The sequence below is a fragment of the Granulicatella sp. genome, assembly GCF_057274575.1.
The window spans coordinates 74,328-98,886 of the sequence record NZ_DBHISP010000004.1 but is presented as its reverse complement, the minus strand read 5'-3'; the positions used below and the strand labels follow the sequence as shown (position 1 = coordinate 98,886).

Sequence of the window (24,559 nt, the reverse complement as noted above, 5' to 3'; positions counted from 1 at the left end):
GTGGGCCATTTTTTAATCTTCCTTCACTAAATACCCTAATTTGTCTAGAGCCTCTTCGATATAGTCAAGGTCTTGTTGGTTTTCTGCTTCTACCAGATGATAATGCACACCATCTGTTAAAGAGGAAAGAGGGCGATAGTCTTCTTGATGGATTTGCTCCAAGAAGTGTTGGACATCGCGCCGGCACGTGAGTTTCACGAGCGTTTGAATTTCCCCGTAGACTGGATGGTCGATTTGAATATTTTGGACGCGTCCTCCATTGTCGACAATTGCCAGAAGTTCACTCTCGATAGCCTCAGTACCGTGTTTGACCTTGAAGAGACGATGAACGTAAGGTGAGCTCTCTTGTTCCTTGTAGACATATCCGCGGTTCGTCGAGAGAATAGTGGCTCCATCAGCGCGAAGAAGCGCGATGTCTTGGACGATGATTTGCCGGGTAACATGGAAATGTTCCGCTAAGCTTTGCCCATTAAGTGGTTTAGGAGTTTCTTTCAAGAGTTTTAATAACTCAGACTTTCTTTCTTTTGGCATAGTAGACCTCTTTTAACGTCTTTTTTGTAAAACTTTATACACCACTAGTGCTAATTCATAGTCTACCATACTGTGAATCACTGTACCAAATCCGACTAGGACGAAGAGGACGTAAAACATGCTTTGAAGGTCTATCCCTGAAACCGAGTAAAAAAGTACGCAAGCTAATACTTCGCCGACTGCGTGAATAAGCGCAAGGACGAAGTTGAAAATCCATGATGCTTTGCGATTTTCAAGCGTCTTTGGATGCTTTTGTAAGAAAAAGGCCCCAAGTGTCGCAAAGAGAATATGCGACAATGCACGGAAGACAATCACGAGCGGATAGGCACCAGAGATAAAGAACCCGTATGAGGAACCAAGAACGACGAAGATGGCCATCCAAGGGTTAATAAACATTGCAATAAAAATAGCAACATGGCTTCCGAGGGTATACGAAGCTGGTGGAATCACCAATTTTAGTGGCATCGCGATAGGAATAAAAATAGCAATCGCGGTTAATAGTGCGGTAAGTGTCATAAAACGAACATTTTTCATCAGAATAAAACTCCTTTGTGTTTACTGTATATACAGTAGTATAGTTCTGTGTATATAATAAATCAATAGGAAAAAGTGATTTTTTCGCTCACATTTCGCTCATAATCCGCTGAATTCTATAAAAAGTATCTGTATACAAAGAAAATTATATTCAATAGTATACTTTACGTTTGGACACAATTCTATAAAAGGCCATCTTTCAGTGATTTCTTGAAAAAAACAGGATAGTACTATACTATTAAAAGGTAGAAATTAAAGAGCAAGGAGCTTATTATGAAACAAAAATTCGGAATAATTTTAGCAGCGGGTAAAGGAACTCGTATGAAATCTTCCCTTTACAAAGTCATGCATCCAGTTTGCGGGAAACCAATGGTAGAGCATGTTGTCGACCAAGTGGAGAAAACAGGAGCGACAGAAATTGTTGCCATTGTTGGACATGGTGCTGAAATGGTACAAAATCATCTTGGGAAGCGTGTTTCTTACGCGGTTCAAGAAGAGCAATTAGGAACAGGACATGCTGTTTTACAAGCGGAATCTCTTTTAAAAGGAAAAGAAGGAACAACGATTGTCATCTGTGGAGATACACCATTATTAACAAGCGGAACTCTTACAGCATTAATGGAAGAACATGAACGAACTGGGGCAAAAGCAACGATTCTGACAGCAATTGCAGAGGATCCAACAGGATACGGTCGTGTGATTCGTGACGAGAACGGTTCTGTTCTTAAAAACGTAGAGCAAAAAGATGCTTCTACTGAAGAACAACAAGTCAAAGAAATCAATACAGGGACTTACTGCTTCGATAATGTAGCTCTTTTCAGTGCTTTACGTGAAGTTGGTAACGACAACGCTCAAGGCGAATACTACTTACCAGATGTATTAGAAATCTTGAAGAAACGCGGTGAAGTCGTTTCTGCGTATCCGATGAAAGATTTCGATGAAGGAATGGGTGTAAATGACCGCGTGGCTCTTTCAAAAGCAGAGAAATACATGCGACTTCGTATCAACGAAGAACATATGCGTAACGGGGTTACTTTAATTGACCCTGAAGCCACTTATATCGAATCAACCGTTCAAATCGGTGCGGATACTGTGATTGAACCAGGCGTTGTCTTAAAAGGCAAAACTGCGATCGGCTCAAACTGCTTCATCGGAGCACACAGCGTCGTTCGTGATAGCGTGTTAGAAGAAGGGGTTCGTCTTGTAGCAGCGAACATCGAAGAATCTCATATGAAACTGGATAGCAATGCAGGTCCATTTGCACACTTACGTCCAAATTCTGTATTAGGCGAACGTGTTCATGTAGGGAACTTTGTGGAAGTGAAGAATTCTACACTAGGTTCCGAAACGAAGGTAGGTCACTTAACCTATATTGGAGATGCAGATCTTGGAAAAGATATCAATGTCGGTTGTGGGACAGTGTTTGTAAACTACGATGGAAAAAATAAACACCGTGCAACGATTGGAGACCATGTATTCATTGGATGCAATGCGAATATCGTAGCTCCTGTTACGGTTGGAGATGATGTGTTTATAGCTGCAGGTTCAACGATTACCCAAGATATTCCAGATGGAGCATTAGCCATTGCACGTAGTCGTCAAGTGAACAAAGAGGATTACGCTTCAAAATTACCATCAGGAAAAAAAGATTAAAATTTTTTCGAAAAAGTTTATCAAAATTATTCAAATATTAGGCAAAAAACTGTATTATAGAACTATAAAATAAACTTCGGGGGTTATCATTGTGGAACATTATTCCGATCCTAATTTAAAAATATTCGCTTTAAGCTCAAATCGTCCTTTAGCAGAAAAAATCGCTGAAGAAGTAGGTTTAGAACTTGGTAAAGTGTCTGTGACACAATTCAGTGATGGAGAAATTAAAATCAACATTGATGAAAGTGTTCGTGGATGCCATGTTTACATCGTTCAATCAACTTCTTATCCAGTAAATGATAACTTAATGGAATTATTAATTATGGTAGATGCTTTGCGCCGTGCAAGTGCAAAAACAATTAATATTGTAATTCCTTACTATGGATATGCTCGTCAAGACCGTAAAGCACAATCTCGTGAACCAATTACCGCAAAATTAGTCGCAAACATGATTACTCAAGCGGGAGCAGATCGTGTGTTAACACTTGATTTACATGCTGCTCAAATTCAAGGGTTCTTCGACATTCCAGTGGACCACTTATTAGGAGCTCCACTTCTTGCGAACCACTTCTTAGAAAACAACTTCAAAGATAAAGATATCGTAGTAGTATCTCCTGACCACGGTGGGGTAACTCGTGCTCGTAAAATGGCTGAGTTCTTACATGCACCTATCGCGATTGTGGATAAACGTCGTCCAAAAGCAAACGTGGCAGAAGTCATGAACATCATCGGTGAAGTCAAAGGCAAAGTTGCCGTATTAATCGACGACATGATTGATACAGCTGGAACCATTACTCTTGCAGCACAAGCCATCAAAGATGCAGGTGCGGAAGAAGTATATGCTTGCTGTACACACGCAGTATTATCTGGCCCAGCTCTAGAACGTATCAACAACTCAGTGATTAAAGAGGTCGTTGTAACAGACTCAATCGAAGTTCCTGCAGAAAAAACAGGTGGCAAAATTGTTCAAATTAGTGTGGACCAATTGATGGCGGAAGCGATTCGTCGTATTCACGAAAACCGTTCAGTGAGTCCGTTGTTTATTGAGAAATTTACAATTTTAGATTAATAAAAAAGAAGAGCTGAGACTTAAGGTATTGGCTCTTCTTTTTTATGGCATCAATAGAAATATGATGGTAAAATGATATCCAAAAAGTTAAATGGGCCAATTTTTCTGTAGGAGGTTCTGTAAAGTGGATATTGAAAAGAAGATAAGGAATGCTTGGAGACGATTTCTTATAGGAATGGCACCTCAAGTGCTTACTTATATTATGGTTTTATTACCTCATTATGAGTATGGTGGAGGATATGGTGCGGCGTTCATCGTGTTCATCCTGTTCCCTATCGGGTTGATTTTAGTAGGGACTAGTTTCTTACAATTTTTAAGAATTTCAGTTGCCGAAAAATCATTGAAAAGCACGGGCTGGATAATGTTATTTATTCTCCTGTGGATTACTTTTGTTATTTTGAATATTTCGGGGATTATTCTTTTGCCTTCAAATACAATTCCGATTAAATAAAGAGAGGAGAGTAAAATGGAATTAGAAAAATTTAAAAAAACAGCCACAATACTGATGTGGCTTGGCCTGCTTCCTCAATGGCTTCTACTATCTTCTCCTTACATAAATGGGATGGGAATGGGATTTGCTGTATTTTTATTATTAATACCGTTACTCATACTTATGGTGGTATTTAGTTGTCTATATTTCTTTTATATTTCTTATGAAGAAAAATCATTTAGAAATACTTGGTTGCAACTGATAGTTATGGTGGGATGGCTTACGTATCAATTCCTATTATATTCAAGGGTGATTGAATAGGTTATTCGTAAAAGAAATCTTGAATTGAATGCGAAATGTTTCAAAAAAATATCATAATGCTTAAAATATGTAAAGTTACGATAGTCTTTAGGAATTTTTTTCAATAAGCGGAAAGAAATGCAAGATAGCGCGGGTTATGGTACAATAATCCGGCAAGAAATAAGTGAACGAAGCGCACGAGTCGCACTCACTATTGGTGATGCAGCTCGTGCTTTTCGATTGATTTAGACGATTCGAAAGATTGAAAAAGGAGATTAGGATGAGTTTCAAAATTGGAGATATTCAAATTGACAATAGCGTAGTTGTGGCCCCAATGGCTGGGATTTCAAACTCTGCTTTCCGTGTTACTGTAAAAGAATTTGGTGCCGGTTTAGTGGTTTGCGAAATGATCAGCGATAAAGGGATTCAATTTCGTAATGAGAAAACATTAAGCATGCTTCATATCGAACCAAACGAGTATCCACTCAGCGTTCAAATCATGGGCGGAAATAAAGATACTTTAGTTGAAGCGGCGAAATACGTAGCTGAAAATACAGAGGCGGCGATTATCGATATCAACATGGGATGCCCTGTCAACAAAGTCATTAAGGCAGAAGCAGGCGCAAAATGGCTGTTAGACCCAAATAAGGTATACGAAATGGTAGCAGCGGTCGTAGACGCAGTGGACAAACCTGTGACTGTGAAGATGCGTACAGGATGGGACCACGAGCATTTATTTGCGGTGGAGAATGCCCTCGCTGCAGAACGTGCGGGTGCCAGTGCCGTGGCGATGCATGGTCGTACACGAGTGCAAATGTATGACGGGAAAGCTGACTGGGAAATCCTAGGAGAAGTGAAGAAGAACTTAACGAGCATTCCTTTAATCGGGAATGGGGATGTTCGTAGCCCGGAAGACGCCAAACGCATGATTGATATCGCAGGCGTGGATGGCGTGATGATTGGACGCGCCGCCTTAGCGAATCCTTGGATGATTCGCCAAACCGTTCATTATTTAGAAACAGGCGAATTGCTTCCAGAAAATACCGTTCCAGAGAAAATTGAAATTGCGAAATTACACTTACAAAGACTTGCGAACCTTAAAGGCGAAGCGGTCGCAACGAAAGAATTCCGCAAGCTTGCAGGCTACTACTTAAAAGGAGTGCCACGTGCCTCGAAAACAAAAGTAGCCATTAACGAAGCTGAGAATTTACAAACAGTGGAAGCCTTATTAGACCAATTCGTGGTGGAACATTTAGAACGTGAAGAACGTCAAAAACAACGCTTGGCAGAAATTTAAGCAAAAAGCCTTGAAATACTTTCAATAAAGCCTCTTCTTTTGGTACAATAAGAAGAGTTATGAAGAACAAGCACCGTTCAAAGGAGGAACAAACGTGTCTTTCGAAGTAGAAACACAAGAAACATTAAATGACCAATTACAAGTTCGTCGTGAAAAAATGAGTCAGTTACGCGAAAAAGGAATCGATCCTTTCGGTACTGGCTTCAAACAAAAAAATACAACTGAAGAAATCCACAACCAATTTGAAGGAGCTACAAAAGAATCTCTTAGTGAACAAGAGCCTGTAACGGTTCAAATTGCTGGACGTATGATGACAAAACGCGGAAAAGGGAAAGCAGGTTTTGCCCACATTCAAGACGGCAAAGGCCAAATCCAAATTTACGTACGTAAAGATGCTGTTGGAGATGATGCGTACGAAGTCTTCACAAAAGCAGACTTAGGAGACATCGTTGGTGTTGTTGGGACTGTTATGGTCACAAACACTGGTGAGTTATCTGTTAAAGCTGAACAATTCGTTCATTTAACAAAAGCGCTTCGTCCACTTCCTGATAAATATCACGGATTAACAAACGTAGAACAACAATACCGTCAACGTTACTTAGACTTAATTAGTAACCGTGACAGCTTCGACCGTTTTGTAACCCGTAGTAAAATCATCCGTGAAATCCGTCGTTACTTAGACGACCGTGATTACTTGGAAGTTGAAACTCCAGTACTACACACATTAGCAGGTGGGGCAAATGCTCGTCCATTTATCACACACCACAATGCCTTAGACATGGAATTATACATGCGTATTGCTACTGAATTACACTTAAAACGTTTGGTCGTTGGTGGTATGGAACGTGTATACGAAATTGGACGTGTATTCCGTAACGAAGGAATCGATACCACTCACAACCCTGAGTTTACTTCAATCGAAATCTATACGGCTTATACAGACTACAAAGATGTTATGGATTTAACAGAAGGAATCATTTCAGACGTTGCCAAGAAAGTATTAGGAACAACATTAGTACCTTATGGCGAACATGAAGTGGAATTAAAAGCTCCATGGAAGAGAATTCATATGGTTGATGCGATTAAAGAAGTAACAGGCGTTGACTTCTGGCCACAGATGACAGACGAAGAAGCACGTGCCATCGCTAAAGAAAAAGGTGTGAAAGTAGAAGATTCAATGACATTTGGACATGTCGTGAACGAATTCTTCGAAACATTCGTTGAAGAAACATTAATCCAACCAACCTTCATCTACGGACATCCAGTGGAAGTATCTCCATTAGCCCGTAAAAACGATGAAGACCCACGCTTTACAGATCGTTTCGAATGTTTCATCTGTACAAAAGAGTACGGAAATGGCTTCACGGAGTTAACAGATCCAATCGATCAACGTGAACGTTTCATGAAACAAGTAGAAGAAAAATCTGCTGGGAATGACGAAGCACATCCTCATGATGAAGACTTCATCCAAGCGTTGGAATATGGTTTATCTCCAACGGGTGGGGTAGGTATCGGAATTGACCGTTTAGTCATGTTACTAACAAATAGCCAATCAATTCGTAACGTCCTATTATTCCCAACCATGAAAAACTTAGACTAATCTAAATATTGAGTTTGATTTAATTCATTGGGATTAATCCGCTAAAATGAGAGTTTAATAAAAATACCTTAGGGCTACCATCTCCGGTATTCAACCGGACAGAGGTAGTCCATTTTTATTCGTTTTTCATGATAATTGTTGATTTAATTTTCTACAATTTGAATTACATATAGAAGATAAGTTATTATTTCATTTTTTTTAGGTAGAAAGCTTCACATTTTAGGGAAGAATGAAGCTTTCATAGGAGTGCTAGTTAAGTCAATTTGATTTAATGTACCCAATACAAAATTAGCATCTTGTTTTGAATCAATTTATTTATAAAGAAAGCTTTTCTCCATTATGTAAATATAATCATTCCAACTATAGATAGATAAATTTATTTTTCTTACAAATTTTATCAGCAGTAAACTAAGTAGATAAGTCAGCAGAGTTAAGTCCAGTAGAAAAAGGAAAAGTAGTCGATGAAGTGAAGAGAGCTAACCCAGACTTCCTCGCAGGAATAACTGTAGAAGTAGTAAATGCGGATTCCTTACCAAATACTGGTACAAGTTTGGAATACTTATTATTCGGTTTTTGTTAAATGAGCGGAAATTAAAGGACAGGGGAATAGTACAATTACTAATATAAAAAATCTTAGAAATTTTTATTGTGAAAAACAGGAGAAATATGGAATCGAAATGATGTGTGGAGGTAGCTTTTCTTAATGTATTTTTTATATAGAACAGTATGTGGAAGAGTTTATGAAAACGTGCCAAAAAATTGTAAAAAGGATATGATGATGGTAAAATTTTGTAGTATCAATTTTAGTAAATGTAATTGATTTGTATGATTATTTATGAAAAGAATTGATATGAAAAATAATTTAAAAAAACAAAAAGGAGATGGACAGAAATGAAAGAAATCTTTAATACGAAACAACGTTTTTCGATTCGTAAGTTTTCGTTTGGTGTTGCTTCTGTTCTTGTGGGTTTGACGTGGTTAGCACCAACATCAACTGCACAAGTTGAAGAAAATACATCCACGACACAACAAGCAACAACAGTTCTGAGTACTACACAGACACAAGGAGTTTCTGCCACAACAGAATCCGCTACAACGGTAGCACCTAGTGTACAAAATGAAGAAACAACTTCCGAAGAGACAACTGTTGCCCCAGAGGCTTCAACTGTTGGAAAAAGAAGAGGCAAACGTGACGTAAGTGGGGCTACTCAACAACCAACAGTAGAGTTTCTAAATGAAAACAATCAAGTGGTTGATCCAAATGCTGTATTTGATGGGAAAACAGGGTTAAACATGCAAATCAAAGTGCGTGTGACTTTCCAAGAAAATGCAACTGAGAAGAAAGCAACGATTAAATTGGGAAATCTCTTAACGTTAGCGGATACAGGTGCTAATAACGACAGCTTGAAACCTTTCTTAAAAGGTGTTTCGTCGTTAAGCAAACCGATTACGAATTTAACAACTCCAGACGGACAAAAATATAGAAATGCTTCTAATGAATCTGATGCAGTGCTTTATATGGGGGACACGGTTACTTATACTTTCAATGATAATGTGAAGAGTGTGGTGATTCCATTAACGGTGAACAGACATCTGATTACTGGACTTAAAGGAGTTTCTACAACCGGAACAATTAATGGTTTAACCGAAGGGATTGAAAAATCAACACCAATCACAGTAGAGCCAAGTCAAAAAAATACAGATGGACAGGTGGTAACAGGTTCAAGTGCTTTAAATGCGATTGACTTGAAAGGTTCTGGAGATGTTAACCGTACATTGAATTTATGGTTTAATTCGGTCACTTCTGTACCTGGTTTTGAAACTGCGAATACGAATAATGGATATACTGTTGTTGCAGGCATTACCATCAATAACACTTCTCAAAGCACCCTAGCGCCAATGTTTGTGGATTCTGTTACATTTGATATGGTATTACCAAAAGGGATTAGTTACGAGGGAATGGCTCGATATGAAAATAACTTTGAAAAAATTTCAGAGTCAACAGATGCTAGTGGTGTTACAACGATTAAATTCAAGAGAAACAACCCATACTATGGTACAACATTCCGATTCAATCCAAAATTAAAAGTGGATAACAATATCTATACCGAAAGTACTGGAAAAATCCACATTAAAGACTACACGGTTCAATTGCGTAACTATCCAGCTACCAAAGATTTTATTGAATCTGGTTATAAGGATAGAATTTATAGCTTCCCAATTATTCACTTGACGGAACAAGACGATATTAACTTCTTTAAAGGAGTTGTTGGAGTCTTTGATAATACTTCAGATTCTGTTGCAGTTGCACCAGTAAATGGAAAACAATATGTTGCTTTAGGAAGATTCCCGTTTGATTCAGTGGCTAGAACATTAGATGATATGAATTCTCGTGAAAAAGAGCTGTTCTATGAATTCCCAACAAATCCTCACTTTGAAGTTAAAGGGATTCAACTACCGGGAATTGATAACAACACGACGATTACAAAGGTAAAAGTTGCAAGTAAAAAGAATCCAGTTCTTCATGAAGTGACATTAGCAATACCTTATAACACTGCTGGTTCAAATGTAACCTCACCTCCAAGATTCATTGATGTAAAAGATTTGGGTCTAGATGACGACGATGTGTTGACACAATTAGTCGTTCCTATTGGAATATTTGAAGCTGGAAAAAGCTACACATTCGGAGGAATTAACAAAGCAAAAGAAAGTCAAGTGTTTGGTAAATTCTTAACACCAACAGATAATTATGAAGTAAGCACGAAATTAACCCTTCGTGACAAAGATTTTGATGAAAACGATCCAAATCATAATTGGAAAACAGGCACAGGCGTCATGAAAGTTCGTCTTTCAAAAACGAATGGACGTAATGATTTACGTATCGTAACGCCAGGTAACAAAACAATTAACTACGCTAAATCAGACAAAATTACTTATGAAATCCGTTCGGATAGAGCGAACTATTCACACTTCCAACGTGTAACAGATTTAGTCGATAAGGCTCACCTTGTCTTACCAGAAGATGTGGATGTGAAGTCCATTCATCTAAAAGACCAAGATGGAAATGATTTTACCAACGAAGTCACAATTACTACCAAAGTAGAAAATGGGAAGAAAATTCATACCATTGATTTCTCTGGAGTTAGTGATGATAAGAATATTTTAGGTTGGGTGGGTTCAGTTGGGAAGCCTTTCAACGAGAAATTCATGAAAGTTGAAGTTGAAGTTGAAAATAATGTAGCAAGTAATAAAACTGTCAATTATGACCAAACATTATTTGTAACAACTCCAGAAGCAAATGTTCGCCCAATGACAGGGCATGAAAGTTTACGTGCTGCAGATCCATATAATTTGGTAACGAATAAGCAAACGATTTTCACCAATAAACCAGTTTCAACATTCTTAACATTGCCAAAAGCAGACCGATTAGACTTAACGACAGAAGCGAAATTAACGACCGATTCAAACTATTCATCTGCCAATGATACATTCCGTATCGTAGATATCTCTCAAGATTTAAACTTAAAAACTTCGATTACGAATAAACTAGCGAGTGAAGTAGGAGAAGTGGATATGTACATCCCAATTCCAAAAAAAGGACAAAACTGGGGTACGAATATTCAAAATAAAGCCTTTGAATATGGATTTAATCTTAAAGGCGTAGATGTAAGCGAAAATCCAGACTTTGTAAATCAATTCGATATTTCGTATGCAAGTGTTGATCCAAGCAAGTTGAACGGAAGCCTAAAAGGAATCAATGATTTGAAAGGAGAAACGTTCACTTCTTCAGTAACGCCATCCACAAATCTTGTTCGAATTAAGTCAAAAACAGGTAAGAAAATTCCAGCAAGTTCTAAATTCCCAATTGCGTTGACATTAGGATTAGATAATGTAACAACAGCCGAAGACGGAAAAACAGTAAATTGGAATGCGTATTATCAAGCAGACTATGCTTCAGGTACAACTGCCGATAAGGGACGTAATATTGAAATCGCAATTACTTTAGGAAAAGTGGGTGTCACTTTCTTCGAGGATGCCAATAGCAATGGTACAAAAGATGGCGGAGAACAAACTATCACAGATCCAGCTACAACTCCGAAAATTGAAGTGTATAATGCTAAAGGTAATAAAGAAAATATTGATAATAATATAGAAAAAACAGCAATAGGTTATGTGATTAAAGGCCTTGTGTCGGATCAAAACTATACTATTAAGTTGATTTCGACAGATCCAAACAAACGCTTCACTACAGGAACGGGAAATGAAAATCGTTCGTCAACAACAGAACCAATCGTTCCAACTTTAACAAGTGTTGCAGATACGGCCTTGAAACCAGTGGGATTAACAGCACGTATTACACTAGTACAACCTTCACTAACGCCAGTGGATGATACTTCTGCAGTCAATGGACAAGAGAAGACAGAGGTTGAAACGGCAGTAAGAACAGCGAATCCAACATTACCAGCGGGAACAACTGTTACTGTTGCTGCAAACGGAGATGCGACAGTTACATTCCCAGATGGCTATAGCCAAGTACTTACAAATACGGTGTCTCAACGTCCAACGTCACAAATTCCAACCTTAAATCCAGTGGATACGGATGATGCAAAAGTTACGGGTACTGGTGTAGCCGGATCTACGATTGAAGTGACGTTACCAGATGGAAGTAAGAAGACGACAACTGTAGGCGCAAATGGCAAGTGGGAAGTAGCGTTAGATGAGCCACTAGCTAAAGATGCTGTAGTGAAAGCGACTCAAAAAGAAGTAGGAAAGAAAACAAGTGATGAAGTTCCAACAACAGTCGTACCAACCACAGCGGATACATTTACACCGAATAATCCAGTTAAAACAGTTGTCGATAATACTGCCCAATTAACACCAGCAGAGAAGACAGCGGTAGAAACAGCAGTGAAGACAGCGAATCCGACATTCCCTACTGGTACTACTGTAACAGTAGCGAACAATGGAGATGTCACGATTACTTATCCAGATCAGTCAGTGGATACGATTCCAGGGGCAGATACGGTAGAACCAAGAGCTAAATCTGCAAATCCAACTGTAAATTCAGTGGATACGGATGATTTGAAGGTGAGCGGAACAGGAATTGCTGGTTCTACGATTGAAGTGACGTTACCAGATGGAACGAAGAAGACGACAACCGTAGGAGCAGATGGTAAATGGGAAATAGCGTTAGATGCGCCACTAGCTAAAGATGCCGTAGTGAAAGCGACTCAAAAAGAAGTAGGAAAGAAAACAAGTGATGAAGTTCCAACAACAGTCGTACCAACCACGGCGGATACATTTACACCAGCGACTCCAGCGAAGACAGTGGTTGATAATCCAGTACAGTTAACGCCAGCTGAGAAGACAGCGGTAGAAACAGCAGTGAAGACAGCGAATCCGACATTCCCTGCAGGTACAACAGTCAGTGTAGCGGATAATGGCGATGTAACGATTACTTATCCGGATCAGTCAGTGGATACTATTCCAGGGGCAGATGTGATTGTTGAAAGAGAAACATCAACAGCACCAACAGTGGATAAAGTGGATACAGATGATACAAAAGTTACGGGTACTGGTGTAGCCGGAGCTACAATCGAAGTAACATTACCAGATGGAAGTAAGAAGACAACAACCGTTGGTCAAGACGGCAAGTGGGAAGTATCGTTAGATGCGCCACTTACAAAAGATGACGTTGTGAAAGCGACACAAACTGAAGTCGATAAGAAGCCAAGTGGTGACGTTTCAACAACAGTCGTACCAACCACAGCGGATACATTCACACCAGCGACACCAGTGAAGATAGTGGTGGATAATCCAGCACAGTTAACGCCAGCTGAGAAGGCAGCGGTAGAAACAGCAGTGAAGACAGCAAATCCGACGTTCCCTGCAGGTACAACAGTCAGTGTAGCGGATAATGGCGATGTAACGATTACTTATCCAGATCAGTCTGTCGATACGATTCCAGGAACAGATACAGTAGTAGAAAGAGCAACTTCAACTACACCGACGGTGAATCCAGTGGATACGGATGATTTGAAGGTGAGTGGAACAGGAATTGCTGGTTCTACGATTGAAGTGGCGTTACCAGATGGAACGAAGAAGACGACAACCGTTGGTCAAGATGGCAAGTGGGAAGTAGCGTTAGATGCGCCACTTACAAAAGATGCCGTTGTGAAAGCAACTCAAAAAGAAGTAGGAAAGAAAACAAGTGATGAAGTTCCAACAACAGTCGTGCCAACCACAGCGGATACATTCACACCAGTGACACCAGCGAAGACAGTGGTGGATAATCGAGTACAGTTAACGCCAGCTGAGAAGACAGCGGTAGAAACAGCAGTGAAGACAGTGAATCCGACATTCCCTGCAGGTACAACAGTCAGTGTAGTGGATAATGGCGATGTAACGATTACTTATCCAGATGAGTCTTTAGATACAATCCCAGGATCAGATACTGTGGTGGAAAGAGCGACTTCAGCTACACCGACGGTGAATCCAGTGGATACGGATGATGTGAAGGTGAGCGGAACAGGAGTTGCCGGTTCAACAATCGAAGTTACTCTACCAGATGGAAGTAAGAAGACCACAACCGTTGATCAAGACGGTAAGTGGGAAGTAGCGTTAGATGCGCCACTAGCTAAAGATGCCGTAGTGAAAGTAACACAAACTGAAGTGGATAAGAAACCAAGTGGTGACGTTTCAACAACAGTAGTTCCAACCACAGCGGACTTAGTAACGCCAAATCGGCCTGTGAAAACAGTAGTTGAGAACCCAGCGCAATTAACGCAAGATGAAAAAGATAAAGTCATCGAAGAAGTGAAGAAATCCAACCCAGACTTCCCAGCAGGTACTACTGTAACAGTAGCGGATAATGGGGATGTGACGATCACTTATCCAGATAGATCTGTGGATATTATTTCTGGTCAAGATACGGTTGCACTAAAACCAGTACAAAAAGTAGATAAAAAAGCAGAAAACTTACCAAATACTGGTACAAAATCTGAATACTTATTATTCGGTGCTGCTGCAACAAGCATTCTATTAGGCTTAGGTTTAGTGAAACGTAATGAAGACGAAGAAGCTACAAACTAATTCCAAATAAAAGAAAGCTATTTAATTAGCTCAATGTGAAAAGGTTGATGGAGAAATCCATCAATCTTTTTTCATAATAGAGGAATACTCACTATAAGTCGTCCTCAATGAGTCTACTATTGGATGAAGTCTTTTAAAACGTAAAAAAGTTTTATGTACTTCAATAAAAATGAAGGTAAAAGGAGTTTCTTCCACTTTTTTGAATATTGTTGAAAAATAAAAATGTTTCTAGATTTACAAACTAAAAATAATATTTAATATTGATGTAAAATTTTTTAATAGGTTTAGCATAAATTATGTGAAATAATGTTTAAGTGTGAGCTCAAGATTCTATCTTAATTCATAATTTGTTCAAAAAAGTTGTTTTTTTTTTGAAAACTGCTATTATCTAAAAGTCCGTATTTTGGACACTAAAAATGTGAGAATAAAAATAGAAATAAGGAGAGATGTAACAATATGTTTAACAAACATCAACGTTTTTCAATTCGTAAATTATCACTAGGTGTGGCTTCAGTACTTTTAGGAGCTATCTCTATTTCAGCAATGGCACCTGTATCTGCGCAAGACGTACCTGCTGCCGGGGTAGTAGAAAATCTATTACCTGCCGCAGGGCCAGATGAAGCTCTATTACCTGCCGCAGGGCCAGATGATGCACCAACAATTGCACAAAGATATGATATAGACATTCCTCAATCACTATATATCTACGCAGAAAACTCTAGCTTTACTCCTGAAGAACAAAATAAGATTATAGAAGCCTTTATGGAAACTAATCCACAATTAAAAACAACACTAGATCATTTTGGATTTGATGGTATTTTTATAGATATTTATTTTATTGATGGATCACATAGCCAATTTTCCGTTTGGGGAATGCAGAAAGAACCAAATTTACCCGTATTAACGGAGGTTGAAGACGTTAATAATCTAACTGATGAAGAAAGAGAACGTGTAGCTTTAGCGGTTATGAATGCCAATTATTCGTTGACAAATCAAAGGTTTGGGTTTGTTGAAGTTGACATTTATGGAAATGCTGCATTACGTAATATAAAAGACGATTGGAGAGAAATCGTCATTGAATCTAAGTATACAATTGTTCCCAAAGGTACAAAAGTAGAAACGATTGCTGATAAAACAACTCCTGTTAAACCTGAACCTGTAAAAGTAGATAATCTAGAAGAGTTAACAGACGAAGAAAGAGAAGCTATCATTGCAGCTGTTAAAAAGGCAAATCCTGTATTGCCAAAGGACACAGAAATCTTTATTGATTATAATGGAGATGTGATTCTAATCTATTCAGATGGAACTGAAGATGTATTCTTGGCAGCAGATGTATTAGAGACAAAACAAGAACAAACCACTGAAACGACTGTAGCAGAAACAACTGTTGAAGAAGTTGTGGTTGAAAAAGAAACTCCAGCTCCTGTAGCAGAAAAAGCTGAATTACCAAACACTGGTACAGCTTCAAGCATCGTATCTCTTGGAGCAGCAGCTACAGCTATGCTTCTTGGGTTAGGTGTCTTAAAACGTAAAGAAGACTAATTCATTTGGATGGATATCGAATCTTATTAAAGATAGAGTTCAAAAGGTTGATGGAATGCCATCAACCTTTTTTTGGTTGTTTTATCGCTTTACCCTCTTTCTTTTTCCTTGTACAATGAAGCTGTAGAGAGGACGTGGAACTATGTGGAAAGACGCTATTGCGATGAGAGAGGCTGTAAAAAACAAAGAAGTCTCACCTCTTGAATTAGTGCAAGAAAGTTTAGCAAAAATCAATCTTTTGAATCCAAAGTTAAATGCGGTCGTTCATATTCAGGAAGAACGTGCATTAAAAGAGGCCAAGGAGCGTTCGTTTGAAGGCCTGTCCTTTGGAGGAGTTCCCCTTCTCTTAAAGGACCTCGGTCAAAATCAAGCAGGGGAGCCGTCCAGCGCAGGTAGTAAACTCTTAAAGGATATCCCAGTGAAACGTAGCGATAACTTCGTGAAGCGTCTAGAAGAAGCTGGCTTTATCGTGCTTGGTCGTACTAATGTTCCTGAATTTGGATTTAAAAATATGACCGAACCACAGCTATGGGGGCCTGTAAATAACCCCTATGATGTGAAGAGAAATGCTGGAGGATCCAGTGGAGGTGCAGCGGCGGCGGTTTCGAGCGGTATGGTTCCGATTGCAGCGGCCAGTGATGGCGGCGGTTCGATTCGTATTCCCGCAAGTTTTTCAGGGTTATTAGGCTTGAAGCCGAGTCGTGGTCGAATTCCTGTCGGTCCTGTTAGCTATCGTGGCTGGCAAGGGGCTTCGGTGAATTTTGCGATGACAAAAAGTGTGCGCGATACGCGTGAACTGTTGCGTTTTTTGCAAGTCGAGCAGAAGGATAGTCCGTTTTTGGTGCCACTTATTCGCGAGTGGGAAGTCCGTTTAGAGCGTCCGCTTCGAGTGGGCGTCATTGAGAAATCCCCAATTGAGAGCGTGGTTGCTCCAGAAGCTAAAGCCGCGCTTCGTAAGGCGGTTCATTTCCTTGAAGACATCGGCTGTGAAGTGGAACCCATCGGCTGGCCTGTCGACGGTGTGGAAGTGATGAAGAATTACTATTTAATGAATAGTGTCGAGACTGCAGCGATGATGCAAGGTTTAGAAGCCAGTCTTGGACGAGCGCTGACTAAGGATGATATGGAACTGATGACATGGGGCATTTATCAATCCGGTCAGAACATTCTTGCCAAAGATTACAGTGCGGCTCTTGCCAAATGGGATATCTACGCGCATGCGATGGAGAAGGTGCATGAGGAGTTTGACCTTATTCTAACGCCGACCGTGAGTGATGTGGCGCCTCTTCAAACGCAATTTCCGATGGAGGAATCGGTTCGCCTGGCGCTCAACCAGATTGAAGAACTCAGCGTCCCTGAGCAACAAAGTGTGATTTGGCGGATGTTTGATCGTACCTTGGCCTTGACACCATTTACGCAATTATCGAATATTACAGGGGCGCCTGCTATTAGCTTACCGGTATATCTGAGTGATAAAGGCTTACCAATCGGCGTACAATTTATGGCAGCTCGTGGGCAAGAGGCACTGCTCCTGCAAGTGGCAGAGTGGTTTGAAGAACAAGGGCAATTTGAAATGAGACAGTTCAGCTAGGAGTGAACAAGATGACAAAATCAGTAGCAATCGTAGGAGCTGGGATTGTAGGGGCAACGGCGGCCTACCAACTCAGCAAAAAAGGAATGGACGTGACCGTTTTTGATGCGAGCGTCGGTCAAGCCACCAAGGCCGCAGCGGGGATTATTTGTCCGTGGTTATCCCAACGTCGTAATAAAGACTGGTACCAACTTGTGTCGCATGGGGCAGCGTATTATCCCCTTTTAATGGAACAATTGAGTGCGGATGGAGTTACGGATTTGCCGTATGAACAGGTTGGGGCGTATATTTTCAAACATACTGAAAAACAACTCAAAAAAGTGGAAGAAATGGCGGTCGAACGTCGAGTGGATGCGCCAATGATCGGGGAAGTAGAGGCATTGTCTAGAGAAGACGTCGCAAAGGTGATCCCAGGATGGGCGAATCCAGATGGGGCGTTATATTGTAGCGGTGGCGGTCGTGTGGACGGAGAAAAGCTCGTAGCGCTCCTTCTAGAGCAAGCCGTAAAAAACGGAGCTACCGTGAAGCATCAAAAAGTTGCTTTATCCAAAGAAGGCGAAGACATTCGAGTGGTAGATGGTGAAGAGATCCTTTCTTTTGATGCCGTAATTCTCTCCAGTGGCGCTTGGGTCAAGGAATTATTAGAAGGGCTCGACTACTATGTGGATGTGCGTCCGCAAAAAGGGCAATTGATTGAATTGGAACTAGAGACGAGTGAGGATACGTCGAAATGGCCGGTGTGTATGCTTCATGGGGAGATTGATATACTCCCGTTCCCAGGTGGCAAGATTTTAGTCGGGGCGACGCATGAGAATACGCAAGGGTTTGATTTGACGCCAGATGAAGCGTTGTTAGACGGCATGTATGAAGAAGCCTGTGCGAGTTTGCCAGCATTAAAAGACGCGAAACGAAGTGGTGTTCGTGTAGGAACTCGAGCATATACTTCTGACTTTTTACCGTTCTTTGGTGAAGCACCTGGAACTTCTAACGCTTATGTTGCTAGTGGGTTAGGTTCTTCGGGGCTTACGAGTGGTGTTTGGATTGGAGATCTATTATCACGGATGGTTTTAGATGAAACGATTGATATTTCAGTAGTGAACTATCATCCAATAAATTATATCCAAAGGAAGTAGAATTTACAGGTTATAGTTGTGTTTTGATTCAGAATCTAGTATTCTTTTAAGAGTATGATTTTACAAAAAAGGAGAGAAAATGATGTTAAAAGAGTTCAAAGAGTTTTTAATGCGCGGTAACATTATCGAATTAGCGGTAGCGGTTATTATTGGTGGTGCTTTTAAAGCAATCGTTGATTCATTAGTAAAAGATATTATTTCACCAATTATCGCAATGGTTGCCAACACAGGCGATATCGCAGCAGTTTCATTCCGTTTAGGATCTGCTCAAATTGGTATTGGAGCATTCATCGCAGCGATTATCAACTTTGTAATCGTAGGAGCTGTATTATTCTTAATCGTTAAGACAATGAACAAAGCTGTTGAATTAGCCAAAGGAAACAAACCTGCTGAAGAAGCTGCACCAACTGCGGAAGATTATTTAAAAGAAATCCGCGACTTATTAGCAAACAAATAATCATTCTGAAAAGCCGAGAAACCTCTCGGCTTTTTGTGTGCAAAAAATAAATAAAATGATGATGGAATAAAAGGATAAAATTCGTTGAACCATTGTATTATGAGTGTGTGCTTGAAAGAATAGGCGAAGCTTCGCTTTGTTTCTTTGGATTTTAGGGGAATGAGTGCATTGTCGGATAAACGAGTTCAGAATCAGTTTTATTATTGAAAGAGTTATAGTGGGGCACCGGTGCAAGCCTTGGTCTTGCACCTTTAAAGCCTCAAAGAGGACGTACGGAATAAATTCCTACGTCCGCTTATTCGTTTTAATGCTTATTCCCACTATTCTTTCAATAAACTGATTCTTTTCGTTTATCCCTCCTCAGGCGTTTGGATGGAATCCAAAGAAACTCGCAAGCTTTTATTTTTCAGACACAATGGTTCAACGAATTTTTCTTTATTTTTGAGCGAAAAACGAGAGGGACTGGCTTTTGAACGATTAAAATTTACTTCTTCTAAACCGGACCATCCGAAAAACAGGATGTGAGACATCGCGCTCAGAAATGGAACACTGGAAAATCCTTCACAGTGCGAAGGATTTGAAACAAAAGGGAAGGAACGAGCAACGTTCTGCGGACGTTACGGGAAGTGGACGCCATTTCTGCGATGGCGAGCTCAACTCCAAGAAGGCCTCATCTAATGAGGCCTTCTTTTTTTACACAATAAAACAGGATACGAGCCCAAACTCAACTATATAGGATGAGAGAAAAGGCGTTAATAGGCGATGGCGAGTTCAACTACACAGGATACGAGGACGAACGCCCAGGACTGAAGTACTGGACTAAGCCGGCGAAGAAAGACAGAAGCAAAAAACGGATTCACACTGTGAATCCATTTTTTTTTTTGTAATTTATTACCCTCACCGTTAATAAACCACTGCCAGGAGCGTACCTCTTAGTGATGAATTGTTTCGACAAGCTTCTTTAGGTGCTCTAAGAGTTGGTTTAAAGTGTCTAGTGTTTCTTGTGATTTGTCCCATTGATAGAGATTTTGGAAGTAAGTTTGGATGTTTTCCTCAAAATCTTGTGGGAGAAGAGCGCAGTTTTCTTTTGCGTATGACAGCATCCGTTTTTCTCCAGGGTGTAATTGCTCGTTCAAAGCAAAGAGTAGGTCAAAATAGGAAGCAAAGAATTCGCTACTTCTATGGTTCAAGGCGAGAATGTCCTTGCGTTTGAGCGCTTTTTTGATTTGTTTTGAAAAAGCGGGCAAGGATGTCTCAAGTAAAAGGGACTGTCTCTGGATGATATTTCGCTTCAAAGTCGCAGGGTAAGGTATGCGGTATTTGTTCTGTAGAGCGCTGTATCGGTTCTCTTGGTCGTATAAAACTTTGCTATGAAGCAAGTTGTACCACATACAAGTCGTATAGGCATTATAAGGCTGATGTTCTAGAACCACCTTCTGCAATTCTTGTTCAAAATCATCCAAGGAACGATAGATGAATTCAATTTCAATTCCATTATTTAGAACGCAGTCATCTTCCACTTCCCAAAATTGATTTTGGATTTCCATATACGAGCAGTATTTGCCCAGTAATTTTCGGCGGATTTCAGGGGCGATCGGGGCTTTCAAATAGACATAGACATCATAGTCTGAATCTTGATCATAATGTTCTCCAGCTCTAGAACCGCCAAGGACCACGGCTTCGACTTGCTCTAGTTGTGCTAATTCTTCAAAAAGTTTTTCTGGCATCCTATTTTCCTCCCTTTTAGTCAGTAAGTTCATTGTAGCAAAAATTCATTCAGATGCAATCTATATTTTTTTAGAAAAAAATAGGTATAATAGTAGAAAGATGTAAATAAAGGGGTCTTTCAAATGTGGATTGTATTTGCGTTGTTATCAGCTGTGTTTGCGGCGTTGACGTCGATATTTGCCAAAATAGGGATTGATGGTGTGAATTCGAATTTGGCAACGGCAGTGCGGACGGTTGTGGTTGTTGTGATGTCGTGGTTGATGGTGTTTATCACGAATAATCAGTCAGGACTAGCACAAATTAGTAAGAAGAGCTGGGTATTTCTCATTTTATCCGGGCTTGCGACAGGGGCGTCATGGCTGTGCTATTACCGAGCGCTTCAACTAGGAAAGGCAACTGAAGTGGCTGCGGTGGATAAACTGAGCATTATTTTCACTTTGATTTTAGCGTTTATTTTTTTGCACGATACATTTACGGTGAAATCACTCATCGGTTGTGCACTCATTGCAACAGGGACCATTTTAATGGTGTGGTAACTAAAAAAATCGTACGGAAGCTCCGTACGATTTTTGTGTTATAGAACGCTTTGAAAGAAATTTAAAATCATAAAGATACTAACCGGAATGAATAAATGTAGTATAAGAGGAACGGCAGTAGGGTTTTCAGTGATTTTATTATACCAAAAGACGCCAATGCAACAGAGGAGGGAACCGATAGCCCATAGAATTAATCCGATGTCCTGAATGGGAATAAACATGGTGGGAGACACTGTAGCGAGAATCCCTCCAATAAGAATCGGATAGGCAGGAAGTATGTTGCCTTCATTGTAGAGAAGCAAAGCGGCTTTTGCAGCGTGATAGAAACCAAATATAAATGCGATAAAACTGAGAGCATGTAGTATTAAGAGCCGCCCAAGCATATAGTGAATCCTTTCTTACACAAGCGCCAGTCCAATCGTGAGAAGGACTGCAATGGTGACGCGGATAACGTGATGTGATATATTGTTATTGCCATTTTCTTTTCCGTTCATATAGGCTCCCACGCAGCAAAGAGTTGCCCCAACAATCCATGTAACGAATGAGATTCCGGGTACCATTGCTAGTAATGGGATAGCAGGAAGTGCGATTAGGCCTCCTACAAAAATGAGGATGTTTCCTGTTGTTTTGTCTCCTTTTAGAAGAGCGACACCACCTGCGAGTAGATGTAAGAAAGCAAATGTAACGATAAAGAAACTAAGAATAAAAAATAAGATGAATACAAAGTCCATATGAGGTCCTCCTTGTTAGGCGATAATCATTAAAATTGTGAGTACGAGTGCAATGATGGCACGAAGTTTGTTTGGGTCTTCGATTTTGTCAGGGAACGGATTTCCATTCACAATACGGACGAGAAAATCTAGCATGGCATTTTCTGTTTTATACGGTTTTTCGTGCTGGTTATTCCAGTAAGACGCGTAAAGAATCAGCGCCCATGCTACAAACCATACGATATATCCAATAACTGATTTTTGATAGATGAGACGGATTGAATGGAGGGCGTTAACACCTCCAAAGAAAAGTAAGAAGTTTGCGAGTGAATATTTTTTTGCCCAAATAGCATAAATTCCAACGCTTAAAAACGGTAATAAGTAAAATGAGGCGATGGAATTAATCAAAAGTGTTAATGGTTGAGGCATAAAATTCTCCTTTAAGTTGATAGTATTCAGTATAAATTGCATCTTGTATTTTGTCAAAACTGTGGGAGTAAGGTACACTAAGGAGGACATGAACGAAGGGAGGATTAAGATGAAACTCATATTATCGCCTGCAAAGGAAATGAATGGTGACGCATTAGAAGAACGCGACTGGGAAGTGAGTCCGACTGCTAGGAAAGTAGTGGCAGCTGTGAGCGCAGTGCCTGAAGAAGAGCTTGCCCGCGTGCTTGGGGTGAAAGGAAAGTTGCTTGAAGAAAACAAAACCTTTATCGAAAGGTGGAAGGTGGCAGAGGCTGCCCCTGCCATTGAACTCTACAATGGACTTGCGTTTCGCTGGTTGAAGCAAGTAGAGGGATGGAGAGAAGGCTTGATTTACGGAAGCGAGCATGTGCGTATTATGTCTGCCTTGTATGGGGCTGTGGCGCCAGATGCTTATATAAAGCCGTACCGTTTGGATATGTTGCGTCCGATCAGAGTCGATGGAAAGAGCTTGAAGACTTATTGGAAAGCAGAGTGGGCTGAATTGTTTGAAAAAGGGGAAACAGTGGTCAACTGTGCGAGCGACGAGTTCAGTTCGCTTTTAGACCGCACGCGTTACAACTGGGTGGACGTGGAATTTTACGAACGCAAAGACGGCAAGTTGAAACAATACTCCACAACGTCGAAAAAAGGGCGCGGGTTACTAGTAGGGTTTACCATGCGCGAACAAGTGACCGACGTGAAGCAGTTGGAGGCTTTTAGAGAAGATGGATTTACGTTTGATGCGGAGTTGTCGACACCGAATAGATTAGTGTATGTAAGGTAAGCTAAGAATTTTATAGCAAACAAAAACGGAGTTAGACATTTGTCTAACTCCGTTTTACATTTCTTATTTTCTCTCCTGTGCAACGTAGGCTTGAATCGCGTCGCAAGCGTATTGGCCCACACCTTTGCCGTATTTATCGAGGTTCGTTCTGAACTCTTCGTTTTGAGCGTAGCCAAATCCGATGCTTGAGAAGACATCGATGGAGCAGTCGAACGCGTAGGCGCACATGTGTTGGTGGAGTTGTTTTGCTAAGTCCACGTTCACAGCGTCTGTTGCTGGAAGGCCTTTTTCGATATTTTCAGCAAACGCGAACCAGATCTTGTTGAAGCCGTCTGCTACAATTTCTTCTTGTCCTTTTTGTTTTGCTTCGGCTTCGTTCATTACTTTTTCACCGTACTTTTCAGTCGCGGCCTGTTTATATTTCTCGTTATCTTTGAAGGTGAAGCCTTTGAATTTTTCTTCTGTTGTCATTGTAATTTTCCTTTCTTTTGACTCAATGGTCTTTTCTAAAGTGTCGATTAATGTTAGAAGACGTTCTTTTTCTTTTTGCATTAAAATCAACTGATGTTTCAAGTGAGGCAAGAGATCTTCCTCTTCTTGCCTCATGAGATGTTTGATGTCTTTTAGTGAAAATCCTAAATACTTATAGTACAGGATGGTTTGAAGGAGAGACAATTCCTCTTCACTATAGTAGCGGTATCCATTCTCATGTTTTTTGGGCGATAGTAATCCGATTTCGTCATAGTGATGTAAAGTGCGCACCGATACACCACTGATTTCGCTCACCTGTTTGATTAAATACATATTTTCAACTCCTAACAATCTGAAGTATAAGCTATAACGTTACGTAAGGGTCAACCCTTTTCTATTTTTTTATTTATAGAAAATGAAGTAGGAAATATCGTCAGAGACAAGAAGCAGGTATTCTCCTTCCTGGCACAAGCCTCCTTCCTCATCCATTTAGAAGTACCATAAAAATACAATTACGAAAGTTGTGCGTTTTCGAAGAATCGGACGGATTCTATAGAAGCAATAGTGGGGGATCGCATTCAATGCGAATAAGAGAGCGTAGGAATTGATTCCGTACGCTCTCTTTGAGGCTTC

At 40.2% G+C, this 24,559-nt stretch carries 19 protein-coding genes; 13 read left to right on the top strand and 6 right to left on the bottom strand.

What is annotated here, in order from left to right:
* Positions 1–12 precede the first annotated feature (12 nt).
* Complete coding sequence (locus tag ACO5V7_RS03445) at positions 13–531, bottom strand: 3H domain-containing protein (protein WP_485485059.1); 519 nt, start codon at positions 529–531, stop codon at positions 13–15.
* A 12-nt stretch (positions 532–543) separates the two neighbouring features.
* A complete protein-coding gene (locus ACO5V7_RS03440) occupies positions 544–1,065 on the bottom strand; it encodes a hypothetical protein (protein WP_485485058.1) in 522 nt (173 codons plus the stop codon).
* 273 nt (positions 1,066–1,338) lie between these two features.
* Between ACO5V7_RS03440 and glmU the strand changes: the two genes are divergently transcribed.
* The 11 genes from glmU (at position 1,339) to mscL (ending at position 19,229) form a co-directional block, all read left to right on the top strand.
* The gene (gene glmU / locus ACO5V7_RS03435) at positions 1,339–2,718 is read left to right on the top strand and encodes a bifunctional UDP-N-acetylglucosamine diphosphorylase/glucosamine-1-phosphate N-acetyltransferase GlmU (protein ID WP_485485057.1); all 1,380 of its coding nucleotides are present in this window, start codon (positions 1,339–1,341) and stop codon (positions 2,716–2,718) included.
* A gap of 88 nt (positions 2,719–2,806) precedes the next feature.
* The gene (locus ACO5V7_RS03430; protein ID WP_179944352.1) at positions 2,807–3,787 is read left to right on the top strand and encodes a ribose-phosphate diphosphokinase; all 981 of its coding nucleotides are present in this window, start codon (positions 2,807–2,809) and stop codon (positions 3,785–3,787) included.
* Between the two features lie 124 nt (positions 3,788–3,911).
* Positions 3,912–4,238, top strand: a complete 327-nt coding sequence (locus tag ACO5V7_RS03425) for a hypothetical protein (RefSeq protein WP_485485056.1) — start codon at positions 3,912–3,914, stop codon at positions 4,236–4,238.
* A gap of 15 nt (positions 4,239–4,253) precedes the next feature.
* On the top strand, positions 4,254–4,538 hold the full coding sequence (locus ACO5V7_RS03420; protein ID WP_485485055.1) for a hypothetical protein: 285 nt from the start codon (positions 4,254–4,256) through the stop codon (positions 4,536–4,538).
* Positions 4,539–4,797: 259 nt separating this feature from the next.
* Positions 4,798–5,814 (top strand): tRNA dihydrouridine synthase DusB, encoded by a 1,017-nt coding sequence (gene dusB, locus ACO5V7_RS03415; protein WP_485485054.1) that lies wholly within the window; start codon positions 4,798–4,800, stop codon positions 5,812–5,814.
* A 94-nt stretch (positions 5,815–5,908) separates the two neighbouring features.
* Positions 5,909–7,414, top strand: coding sequence for a lysine--tRNA ligase (gene lysS / locus ACO5V7_RS03410; RefSeq protein ID WP_049554925.1), 1,506 nt, complete (start codon positions 5,909–5,911; stop codon positions 7,412–7,414).
* An 891-nt stretch (positions 7,415–8,305) separates the two neighbouring features.
* Positions 8,306–14,506 (top strand): MiiA motif-containing surface protein, encoded by a 6,201-nt coding sequence (locus tag ACO5V7_RS03405; RefSeq protein WP_485485053.1) that lies wholly within the window; start codon positions 8,306–8,308, stop codon positions 14,504–14,506.
* A gap of 456 nt (positions 14,507–14,962) precedes the next feature.
* Complete coding sequence (locus ACO5V7_RS03400) at positions 14,963–16,048, top strand: YSIRK-type signal peptide-containing protein (protein WP_485485052.1); 1,086 nt, start codon at positions 14,963–14,965, stop codon at positions 16,046–16,048.
* A 142-nt stretch (positions 16,049–16,190) separates the two neighbouring features.
* Complete coding sequence (locus ACO5V7_RS03395; protein ID WP_485485051.1) at positions 16,191–17,639, top strand: amidase; 1,449 nt, start codon at positions 16,191–16,193, stop codon at positions 17,637–17,639.
* 11 nt (positions 17,640–17,650) lie between these two features.
* Entirely contained in the window at positions 17,651–18,772 is a 1,122-nt protein-coding gene (locus tag ACO5V7_RS03390) for an NAD(P)/FAD-dependent oxidoreductase (RefSeq protein WP_485485050.1), read from the top strand.
* Between the two features lie 82 nt (positions 18,773–18,854).
* Entirely contained in the window at positions 18,855–19,229 is a 375-nt protein-coding gene (gene mscL, locus ACO5V7_RS03385; RefSeq protein ID WP_485485094.1) for a large conductance mechanosensitive channel protein MscL, read from the top strand.
* Positions 19,230–20,161: 932 nt separating this feature from the next.
* On the opposite strand, the gene ACO5V7_RS03380 is transcribed toward mscL, so the two are convergent.
* Entirely contained in the window at positions 20,162–20,956 is a 795-nt protein-coding gene (locus ACO5V7_RS03380) for a nucleotidyltransferase domain-containing protein (RefSeq protein WP_485485049.1), read from the bottom strand.
* Between the two features lie 123 nt (positions 20,957–21,079).
* On the opposite strand from ACO5V7_RS03380, the gene ACO5V7_RS03375 reads away from it, so the two are divergent.
* Positions 21,080–21,493: an EamA family transporter gene (locus ACO5V7_RS03375; RefSeq protein ID WP_308610514.1), complete on the top strand. Its 414-nt coding sequence runs from the start codon at positions 21,080–21,082 to the stop codon at positions 21,491–21,493.
* 398 nt (positions 21,494–21,891) lie between these two features.
* On the opposite strand, the gene ACO5V7_RS03370 is transcribed toward ACO5V7_RS03375, so the two are convergent.
* Together ACO5V7_RS03370 and ACO5V7_RS03365 are read right to left on the bottom strand one after the other, a co-directional pair.
* Positions 21,892–22,224, bottom strand: coding sequence for a glucuronide permease (locus ACO5V7_RS03370; protein ID WP_485485048.1), 333 nt, complete (start codon positions 22,222–22,224; stop codon positions 21,892–21,894).
* A gap of 15 nt (positions 22,225–22,239) precedes the next feature.
* Complete coding sequence (locus ACO5V7_RS03365; RefSeq protein WP_485485047.1) at positions 22,240–22,632, bottom strand: hypothetical protein; 393 nt, start codon at positions 22,630–22,632, stop codon at positions 22,240–22,242.
* A 109-nt stretch (positions 22,633–22,741) separates the two neighbouring features.
* Between ACO5V7_RS03365 and ACO5V7_RS03360 the strand changes: the two genes are divergently transcribed.
* On the top strand, positions 22,742–23,455 hold the full coding sequence (locus ACO5V7_RS03360; protein ID WP_485485046.1) for a YaaA family protein: 714 nt from the start codon (positions 22,742–22,744) through the stop codon (positions 23,453–23,455).
* 63 nt (positions 23,456–23,518) lie between these two features.
* On the opposite strand, the gene ACO5V7_RS03355 is transcribed toward ACO5V7_RS03360, so the two are convergent.
* The gene (locus ACO5V7_RS03355; protein ID WP_485485045.1) at positions 23,519–24,259 is read right to left on the bottom strand and encodes a MerR family transcriptional regulator; all 741 of its coding nucleotides are present in this window, start codon (positions 24,257–24,259) and stop codon (positions 23,519–23,521) included.
* Positions 24,260–24,559: the final 300 nt, after the last annotated feature.